Consider the following 494-nt stretch of genomic DNA (forward strand, 5'->3'; position numbering starts at 1 on the left):
GTTTTCGTTGCTTGTCACGTCCTTCTTCGCCTCCTGGTGCCAAGGCATCCGCCTTGCGCCCTTAGTTTCTTGACCGGAAATATATACTGTTATTCGATTTTCAATGTTCATGATGTCGATTCGTTTACCGACTTTTATGACTCTGGTTAAGTCATTTTTTGACTTTTAAGAAGTCATTGGCCGTTTTTTGACAAATCGAAGATTTGAAACAAAACGGCACTTGACCTACGACGCAATCGAAGATTGCTGTTAGGTCAATGGTGGAGATAAGGAGATTCGAACTCCTGACCCCCTGCTTGCAAGGCAGGTGCTCTCCCAACTGAGCTATACCCCCATAAAAGAACCTTAAAGTAAATACTTGTTGAGCTAGCACTCCTTAGAAAGGAGGTGATCCAGCCGCACCTTCCGATACGGCTACCTTGTTACGACTTCACCCCAGTCATCAATCCTACCTTCGACTGCTCCTCAATTAGGTCACAGGCTTCGGGTATTAT

The 494-nt window shown here is 45.1% G+C and carries 1 tRNA gene and 1 rRNA gene; both read right to left on the reverse strand.

Annotated features, from left to right (window positions below):
• Window positions 1-258: 258 nt before the first annotated feature.
• Window positions 259-334 (reverse strand) — tRNA-Ala (locus ACU68W_RS09245).
• 46 nt (window positions 335-380) lie between these two features.
• Window positions 381-494 (reverse strand): 16S ribosomal RNA (locus tag ACU68W_RS09250); the annotation flags it as partial.

This window comes from Finegoldia sp. P2-F-LR (assembly GCF_052932265.1).